This window comes from Chrysiogenia bacterium (assembly GCA_020434085.1).
Classification (GTDB): Bacteria; JAGRBM01; JAGRBM01; order JAGRBM01; family JAGRBM01; genus JAGRBM01.
This window is the reverse complement of sequence record JAGRBM010000315.1, coordinates 1-8,429: the sequence shown is the minus strand read 5'-3', so window position 1 is coordinate 8,429 and position 8,429 is coordinate 1. Positions and strand designations below refer to the sequence as shown.

The 8,429-nt window shown below is 63.5% G+C and carries 7 protein-coding genes; 3 read left to right on the top strand and 4 right to left on the bottom strand.

All coding sequences use genetic code 11. The features are described from left to right. From KDH09_11000 to KDH09_10990, 3 genes are all read right to left on the bottom strand, one after another. Window positions 1–1,128: aldehyde dehydrogenase family protein (locus tag KDH09_11000; protein MCB0220213.1), on the bottom strand; the 1,128-nt coding region annotated here is incomplete at its 3' end. Window positions 1,129–1,281: 153 nt separating this feature from the next. Further along, window positions 1,282–2,436: an acyl-CoA dehydrogenase family protein gene (locus tag KDH09_10995; GenBank protein ID MCB0220212.1), complete on the bottom strand. Its 1,155-nt coding sequence runs from the start codon at window positions 2,434–2,436 to the stop codon at window positions 1,282–1,284. A gap of 73 nt (window positions 2,437–2,509) precedes the next feature. After that, complete coding sequence (locus KDH09_10990) at window positions 2,510–2,926, bottom strand: hypothetical protein (GenBank protein MCB0220211.1); 417 nt, start codon at window positions 2,924–2,926, stop codon at window positions 2,510–2,512. Window positions 2,927–3,247: 321 nt separating this feature from the next. Here KDH09_10990 and KDH09_10985 point away from each other — a divergent pair, with 321 nt between their 5' ends. Next, window positions 3,248–4,354 (top strand): acyl-CoA desaturase, encoded by a 1,107-nt coding sequence (locus KDH09_10985; GenBank protein MCB0220210.1) that lies wholly within the window; start codon window positions 3,248–3,250, stop codon window positions 4,352–4,354. Here KDH09_10985 and KDH09_10980 read toward each other — a convergent pair. Further along, window positions 4,351–5,724 (bottom strand): cation:proton antiporter, encoded by a 1,374-nt coding sequence (locus tag KDH09_10980; GenBank protein MCB0220209.1) that lies wholly within the window; start codon window positions 5,722–5,724, stop codon window positions 4,351–4,353. The genes KDH09_10985 and KDH09_10980 overlap by 4 nt on opposite strands. A 90-nt stretch (window positions 5,725–5,814) precedes the next feature. Between KDH09_10980 and KDH09_10975 the strand changes: the two genes are divergently transcribed. Together KDH09_10975 and KDH09_10970 are read left to right on the top strand one after the other, a co-directional pair. Next, a complete protein-coding gene (locus KDH09_10975; GenBank protein MCB0220208.1) occupies window positions 5,815–7,203 on the top strand; it encodes an FAD-dependent oxidoreductase in 1,389 nt (462 codons plus the stop codon). 6 nt (window positions 7,204–7,209) lie between these two features. Further along, window positions 7,210–8,319, top strand: coding sequence for an NrdH-redoxin (locus tag KDH09_10970; GenBank protein MCB0220207.1), 1,110 nt, complete (start codon window positions 7,210–7,212; stop codon window positions 8,317–8,319). Window positions 8,320–8,429: the final 110 nt, after the last annotated feature.

Below are 8,429 nucleotides of genomic sequence, written 5' to 3'. Positions count from 1 at the left end.
TTCGTCGATCAGGGTCAGCAGGAGCGGACGTCCCTGCCGCCCGCCCGCCGCACGCAGGTAATCGGTGGCCTCGTCGATGCTGTTCACAGCGACCACCGGCAGGATGGGACCGAAGATCTCGTCTTCCATGACGGCCGAGTCCTTCGAGACGTTGCGCAGCACCGTCGGCGCGATGTAGCGGTCGGCTTCATCGACCTCGCCGCCCACGTAGGCCTCACCCGACTTGAGCAGCGGAGCCAGGCGCTGGTGGTGGCGCTCGTTGACGATGCGGCAGTAGTCATCGCTCTGCTTGGGATCTTCGCCGTAAAATTCCTTGAGGGCGTCGCGCAGGTTCGCCAGCAGGGGCTCTTCCACGTCCTTTTCCACCATCACGTAGTCAGGCGCCACGCAGGTCTGGCCCGCATTGTAGAACTTGCCCCAGGCAATGCGCTTGGCGGCAACGTCCAGGTCGGCGGTGTGGTCGACGATGCAGGGGCTCTTGCCGCCCAGCTCCAGCGTGACCTGACCGAGGTGTTTGGCCGCGGCGGCCATCACGATCGAACCCACCCGGCCGTTGCCGGTGTAGAAGTAGTGGTCGAATTTCTCTTCGAGCAGCGCGGTGGTCTCATCGACCGCGCCCTCGACCACGCAGTAGGCGTCCTTGTCGAGATAGTTGGGAAGCTGCTGGGCAATGACCTTCGAGGTGGCCGGGGCCACTTCCGAGGGCTTGATTACCGCGCAGTTGCCGCCCGCGATGGCGCCCACGAGGGGAACCAGCGTGAGCTGCACCGGATAGTTCCAGGCGCCGATGATCAGCACCACGCCCTGGGGCTCGGGGACCATGTAGCTCTTGCCCGGCTGGGCAGCCATGATCGTCGGAATCTTCTTCGCACGCGACCACTTGGGCAGGTTCTTGATGCAAAGGTCGGCCTCGCCGATGACCATCGCGAGCTCGGCGGTGAACGCCTCGAACTCGCTCTTGTGGAGGTCTTCCTTGAGCGCCGCATAGAGCTCTTTTTCACGCTCGCGAATGAAGCGCTTGAGGGCGCGCAGTTGTTCCTGGCGCCAGGCGATCGAACGGGTCTTGCCCGTGGAAAAGGTCTTGCGCAGCGCGCCGACCTGGTTGGAAATCTTTGCCGTATCCGCCATCGGTATACCTCTCACCCCTGAGTGTCTTGCCGGGTCTGCCGCGCATTGGCGGCCCTGGCCGGTGCCTGTTTTCGGGTGGCCCCACTCTACCACAAAGCGGGCCTTTGTCCCCTTGATGGATGTTAAGATGCCTCTGGGTCCGAAATGGGTCCCTCAGATGGCGAATCGTTTGATCAGATTCTTCGCAATCACCGTTTTGAGGATGTCATTGGAGCCCTCGCCGATGGTCATGAGCGGGGCGTCCCGGTAGAAGCGCTCGACCGGGAATTCCTTGGTGTAACCGTAGCCGCCGTGGATGTGCATGGCCTCCAGCGCGTGCTGGGCGCAGGCCCGCGAGGCAAAGAGCTTGGCCATGCTGGCCTCGAGGTCGCAGCGCTCGCCCTTCTCCTTCTTGATGGCAGCACTCAGCACCAGCAGGCGCGAGGCTTCTAGATCGGCGGCCATGTCGGCGAGCTTGGCTCCCACGAGCTGATGCTGCCAGATGGGTTTGCCGAAAGTCTCGCGCTCCTGCGCGTATTTGATGGAGGCTTCGAACTCGGCGCGCAGCACGCCCACCGAGCGCGCCGCCACGTTGATGCGGCCGAGTTCCAGTCCGCGCATCACCTGCACGAAGCCCTGCCCTTCCTTTCCGCCCAGCAGATTCTCGGCCGGTACGGGGAAGTCCTCGAACGAGAGCTCCGAGGTGGGAATGCCCTTGAGCCCGAGCTTGGGGATGTCGCGCGAGACTTTGAAGCCCTCGGCGCCGGTCTCCATGATGAAGCCCGAGATTCCGCCGTGCGGCGGACTGCAGGTGGTGTCGGTCTTGGCCAGCAGGAAGAAGGAATTTCCATCGGAGTTGGTAATCCACATCTTCGAGCCATTGATCCGATAAACGTCGCCGTCCTTCTTCGCAGTGGTCAGCATCCCCGCCACGTCGGAGCCGCCGTGGGCCTCCGAGAGCGCCAGGCCGCCGCGCATTTCGCCGGTGGCCATTTTGGGCAGCCACTTTTTTTTCTGCTCTTCGGTGCCCGCATCGAGCACCGAGTGCGCCATGATCATCTGCGTGTTGATCATGCTCGAGAGCGTCATCCAGCACGCGGCCAGTTCGGTAATCACCAGCGCATAGGTCACCGTGTCCCAGCCAAGGCCCCCGTACTCGGTGGGGATGATGGCGCCGTAGAGGCCCATCTCCTTGAAGGCGTCGCGCGCCTCGGTGGGATACTCGTTCTGGTGATCCCAGCGCTCGACGTGGGGTTTGATCTCTTTTTCAAGAAAGCGGCGGATGGTCTCCACCGTTTGGCGTTGTTCTTCGCTCAGTTCCAGATCCATTGGTCAGGTGTCTCTCCCCGGAAAGTTTCATTGGTCGGCAGGCCATCGCAATACCGGAGGGCCCGCTCGGCGGTCAAGGCAGTGCGGCCTCGCTCTCGGACGCCTGCGCTTCGAGCGTGCGCAGATGGATCATCGCCGCCCCCAGCAGAAGGGAGCCGCGCAGGGTGTGGGTAAAAAACAGCCAGGACACCCCGTAGCGCGCCCAGGTAACAATCCCCACCGCAATGGCGAAGAGCGCCGGTGGCACGGCCCAGCCGAAAAAGCGCGGACTACCCCGGCGCACCTGGTCGATGGCGACGGCCTGCGAGAGGGCGAAAACGATGATCGCCGCGAGCTCATAATACTGGTAGATGATCGCCCCGCCGTGGCCCTCGGCCGCCACCAGGCCCCGCACGGCGAGCCGCCAGCCCATGTAGAGCTCGGTGAGCAGGGAGAGCAGGAGAGCCCCCAGGGCCAGCAATCTCGATCGTTTTGCGCTGAGTTCGGGCATGGGCCGAGCATGGCCGTTTGCTCCCCAGAATGCCACGAGAGGCCGGTGCAGCCGGGTTTGGCCGATTTCCCAAGTTGTAACGGGACTTTACGAGCGCTTTCAAGTATGCTTTTAGTCGATTTTGCAACAGCGCGAAGACAGCAGGACAAGAGTTTTCGAGCGTTACAATCAGCGCAATTTCCGAACGGCAGATCAGGGGCGGACTAGCCGCGGTCCGCGCAAGCAAGCGCACGCGCTTGGCACATCTGTGAGTTTCGGGAGTGGAGTCAGTAACTCTTGTCCTGTCAGAACGGCAGCACTGAAAGGCGGCACATCAGGGGAATGGACGGAAAAGTAACATTTGTAGCACCCGACGGGGACCAGTTCAGAAAGGTCCTCTTCCAGCGCGTTGATGCGTATTTCGAGGAGAACAATCTCTCCAAGCACGCCAACGCCTTCATGATCCTCAAGACGATTGTCTTTTTCACCACGTTCTACGGATCGTGGGCGCTTATCATGTTTGCCCAGCCGCCCGTGGCGATCATGTGGCTTCTGTGGGCGGTGACCGGATTCTCGGTCGCCATGATCGGTTTCAACGTCGCCCACGATGCCAGCCACGGCGGTTTCACCGGCAACAAGCGCCTGAACCGGCTGCTGGCCCACAGTTTCTCCCTGGTCGGTGTCCACGCCTACAACTGGAACATCACCCACAACATCATCCACCACACCTACACGAACATCCCCTACGCCGATGGCGATCTGCATCCGGCGCCCTTTCTTCGCTTCTTCGACATTCAGGAGAACAAGAAGTGGTACCACCGCTACCAGCACATCTATGCGCCGTTCCTCTACTCGCTGGTCTCGCTGGTGTGGGTTTTCGCAAAAGACTACCAGCACATCTCGCGCCCGGTTCACGTGCGCTACAAGAAGCCCAAGGTGCCCGTTGCCGAGTATTTCATCCTCGCCGGCGTGAAGCTGCTGCACTACGGAATGTTTCTCGTATTCCCGATCGTGTGGCTGCCCAACCCGTGGTGGCACATCGTCGTGGGCTTTCTCATCATGCACCTGGTGGCCGGTTTCATACTGGCCATCGTCTTCGCGGTGGCACACACGGTCGAGGACGTCGAAGTGATCGAGGCCGATGCCGACGGCAAGGTCCATGATTCCTGGGCGGGCGTGCAGCTTCGCACCTCGGCCAACTTTTCCATGGGAAGCCGCTTCTTCGACTGGACCGTGGGCGGGCTCAACTACCAGATCGAGCACCACCTGTTCCCGAAGATCTGTCACGTCCACTACAAGAGAATCGCCCCGATCGTGGAAGAGACGGCCAAGGAATTTGGCTATCCCTACCACGTTTTCGGCACCTTCAGCGAAGGCGTCAAGGCGCACTTCCGCTACCTGCGCCACTATGGGGCAGTGGAAATGGCCAACGAGCCGATCACTGCCTAGTCTTTCCTGAACGTATGACCCGAAGCGGCACGCCTCCTGGCGTGCCGTTTTTTGTGATGCCGGTGACTGTGGGGACGGGCAGGAGCGGGGAAGAGTTCGTGCTGGCTCTTCGCCTCGCCGGCGCGAAAGAGCGCGTGGCGAACCGCAAAGGGAGTAATCAGCTCGTTGATGAGTGTTGCGCCCACCACCGTGCTCACCAGCAGGCTCGCCATGCCGGGCATCTTCTCACCAAAACGCTCGCCGGCCTCGAGCACCAGGCCGATGCTCACGCCGGCGGCCGGCAGCAGTGCAAGGCCCAGGTAGCGACGCACATTCTCGTGGGCGCCCGCAATGCGCGCGCCCGTGCGCGCCCCCAGCAGCTTTCCACCAAAGCGCGCCAACGTCAGGATCAGCGCCAGTCCGCCGGAGATCAGCGCGGTGCGAACGTCCAGATGCGCGCCCGCAATCGCAAAGAACGCCCCGAGAATCGGTTCCTCCACCGCATCGACAACCTCGAAGGCCTCGACCGCGCGCTCGTGCTCGACAAAATTCACCACTACGAAACCCAGCATCATGGTGGCCAGCAGGGGCGAGACGCCCCAGCTCATCGCGACTCCGGCGGTGAGGAGAATCGCCCCCAAAATCAGCCCGAGCATCACGTCGCGCGGGGCGAAGTAGGAAATCACCTCGCGAATGAGCAGCCCCGCGCCCAGCCCCATGGCCAGCGCCAGCAGAATGTGCGCCCCCGGCCCCGCCAGCACACTCGTGAAGGTGACCGCTTCACCGCCACCAAGCAGCAGGCTCGCCGCAGCAGCGGCGAAGGCATAGAGCAACAGCGCGATGCTGTCGTCGATGGCTACCACGCCAAGGAGCACGGTAGTGAGCTCACCGCTGGAGCGGTACTCGCGCACGATGCTCATGATCGCAGCCGGCGCCGTCGCCGCCGACATGGCGCCCAGCAGCAACGCCATAGCCAGCGTGGCATGGGGCGGCTCTCCCGCGGGCTCGACAAAGGGAAGCACCACGCGCATGACCAGGAAGACAATCAGCGCCGCCGCCCCCGCTTCGAGAAACGTCACCCAGAGGATCGCCTTCTTGAGTTTTTTGAGCTTTGTGATTTCGAGTGAGCCACCGATGCTGAACGCAATCATCCCCAGCGCGATCTCCGTGATCACACCCAGCCGATCATGCACCAGCGCCGCGGGGAAGAGATTGAGCAGGCTCGGGCCGCAGAGCACGCCCACGATCAGATAGCCGGTCAGCCGCGGCGCGCCGAGAAAATTCGCCATGCGCCCGCCGGCCTGGCTGAGCACCAGCAGCAGTCCGGCAAAGACCAGCACGTGCACGTCGAGCGGAACCTGTGGCAAGTCGGGCGTCCTCCAGCTTCCCATGGAGGTACCTTGGCGCTGCGGACCATGCAAGGGTGGAATTTGTCCCTCCCCTGTTGCCGCGCGCGTGCCGGGCCGATACCGTTTGCGCCCATGAGCAAGAACACCCTCGAATTCGACATCGTGGTCTGCGGCGCCGGCACTGCCGGCGCCGGGGCCGCCTATCAACTCGCCCGCGCCGGAAAGCGCGTCGCGCTCGTCGACCGCCTTCCCTTCTCCAAAGCCGGCGCCCGCTGGATCAACGCGGTCGCCCCCTGGCAGTTCGAGCGCGCGGGCATCGATCTGCCCAAAGCACCCGAAACCATCCACGAGGGCGCCCCGGCCATCATGGAGAGCCCGGGGACCCACGCGCGCATCCGCATCGACAACGCCAAGCTCTGGGAAATCGACATGCGAAAGCTCGCCCGGCGCCTGCAAAAGCTCGCGCTGGCGGCCGGCGCCACCGGTTTTGAAAAAGCCGAGATCGGCGCACTCGAACTGCAGGGCGGGCGCCCTTGCGCGCTGTCCATCAAGACGAAGGGCAAGGACGGCGAAGAGAGCCTGCGACTGCAGGCCGCGCTCTTCGTTGACGCCACGGGCTTTGGCGGCGTGCTTCGGGGACAGGTCCCCGATCTTGCACGCCACTGCCCGAGCGTTCCCAAAGAGCACACTTGCACGGCAGCGCAATACGTCCTCACCATCGCCGACAAGGAAGGCGCGCTCGCATTTCTCGAGCGCGAGCACCTGCCGCGCGGCGAGACGCTCACGCGCCTTGGCGTGGACGGCGGATTCTCCACCCACAACGTCTTCGTCGACCGCGAGCTCCATCACGTCTCGCTGCTCATGGGAACCATCGCCGACGGCACCCACGCCACCGGGCCGGAAATGATCTCGCGCTGGCGCAAGGAAAACCCCTGGGCGGGCAAGGTCGAATTCGGCGGCGCGGGGCTCATCCCCATCCGCCGCCCCTACGACCGGATCGCCGCGCCGGGCATTGCGCTCATCGGCAACAGCGCCTGCCAGGTGTTTCCAGCCCATGGCAGCGGCATCGGCGTGGGGCTCATTGCCGGAAAGATCATGGCCGAGACCCTGGGCGCCGCCGCCGATCCCGGATCGCTGGAGGCCACGTGGGCCTACCAGTGCGCGGCCCAGCGCGAGATCGGCGCGACGCTCGCCGTCTCGGACGTCTTCCGCCGCGCCAGCCAGGACTTCGACCACGCCACGGTGGACGCCATGATCGACGGCGGTTTCATCACCCCCAGCACCGGCGAGGCCGCGCTGACCCAGCGCACCGCCACTCCCGATGCCGGCGAGCTGCTCACGCTCGCTCGCGGGGCGATCCGCTATCCCGGGCTGCTGGCAAAGCTCATCCCCGTGGGCATGCGCGGCGCGCTGGTGAGCGCTCTCTACGCGCGCTATCCCGAAACGCCTGATCTGAAAAAACTCGAGCGCTGGTCGCGCCGCGTGGCCCGCGTCTTCGGCGAACGCGCCGATCTGGCCTGAAGTATGATGAAATCTGCGCTCGCTGCGCTGCTGATCGCGCTTGCGTCGCTCTTCGCCCCGGGTACTTCGCGCGCAAGCGGCTGCAGCACAATCGAGGTCTGGACCAAGGTGGGTTGCCCGCACTGCGGGGCGGCGAAGCTTTATCTGAAGGACCTTGCAGAGCGCCGCCCCGACCTCGACATCGAGATCTACCCGGTCGAAGCAAGCCGCGAGAATCTCGAAAAGCTCATCACGATCTACAAGGAGCGCGGCATCACCGCCGGCGGGGTGCCGACCTTCTTCGTTTGCGGCGAGGTGATCGTCGGCTTCGATGCGCCTGAGACAACCGGGAGCGAAATTGAGGCTCTGCTGAGTTCCGGCAAAGCAGCGACTCCCACTATCGATGCACCGCTCATCGGCGAAGTCGGCGTCGAGCAACTGGGCCTTCCGCTCTTCACCATCGTCATCGGCCTCATTGACGGGTTCAATCCCTGCGCCATGTGGGTCCTGCTGTTCCTGCTCTCCCTGCTGGTGAACCTCAAGGACCGTCGCCGCATCCTGCTCATCGCCGGGACTTTCGTGCTTGTCAGCGGCGCGGCCTACTTCGCCTTCATGGCCGCATGGCTCAACGTCTTTTTACTGGTGGGATTTTCGCGCGGCGTGCAGGTTGCGCTGGGGCTGCTGGCCCTCTTCATGGGCGCGGTGCACATCAAGGACTACTTCGCCCTGCACAAGGGCCTCTCGCTCAGCATTCCCGAATCGGTGAAGCCCGGGCTCTACGCACGCACCCGCGCCATCATCCAGGCAGAGAACCTTCCCGCCGCGCTCGCGGGCGCCGTCGTGCTCGCGGTCATGGTCAACGTCGTCGAGCTGCTTTGCACCGCGGGGCTCCCGGCGCTTTATACGCAAATCCTCACCCAGCGTGCCCTCGGCGCCGCCGGTTACTACGGCTACCTGCTCCTCTACAACCTCGCCTACATTGCCGACGACTCGCTCATGGTGGGGCTGGTTGTCATCACGATGAGCCGTCGTAAGCTCCAGGAAGAAGAAGGCCGCTGGCTCAAGCTCCTGAGCGGCGCGGTGATCTTCGTGCTGGGGCTCCTGCTGCTGCTGCGGCCCAACTGGCTGAACTTCTAGAAACCCCTGAAATAGCGAAGGAATGGGTAAGGCTTGTTTTGATCAATTATGATATTGACTTTCAATATCATAATTGATACGACTCTCCACGTGCTGGATCTCCCGCCCGG

Bases quoted from the DNA above. Each gene is read 5' to 3' on its own strand.
- KDH09_10985 (MCB0220210.1), top strand. From the start codon at position 3,248: ATGGACGGAAAAGTAACATTTGTAGCACCCGACGGGGACCAGTTCAGA.
- KDH09_10975 (MCB0220208.1), top strand. From the start codon at position 5,815: ATGAGCAAGAACACCCTCGAATTCGACATCGTGGTCTGCGGCGCCGGC.
- KDH09_10980 (MCB0220209.1), bottom strand. From the start codon at position 5,724: ATGGGAAGCTGGAGGACGCCCGACTTGCCACAGGTTCCGCTCGACGTG.
- KDH09_10995 (MCB0220212.1), bottom strand. From the start codon at position 2,436: ATGGATCTGGAACTGAGCGAAGAACAACGCCAAACGGTGGAGACCATC.
- KDH09_10970 (MCB0220207.1), top strand. From the start codon at position 7,210: ATGAAATCTGCGCTCGCTGCGCTGCTGATCGCGCTTGCGTCGCTCTTC.
- KDH09_10990 (MCB0220211.1), bottom strand. From the start codon at position 2,926: ATGCCCGAACTCAGCGCAAAACGATCGAGATTGCTGGCCCTGGGGGCT.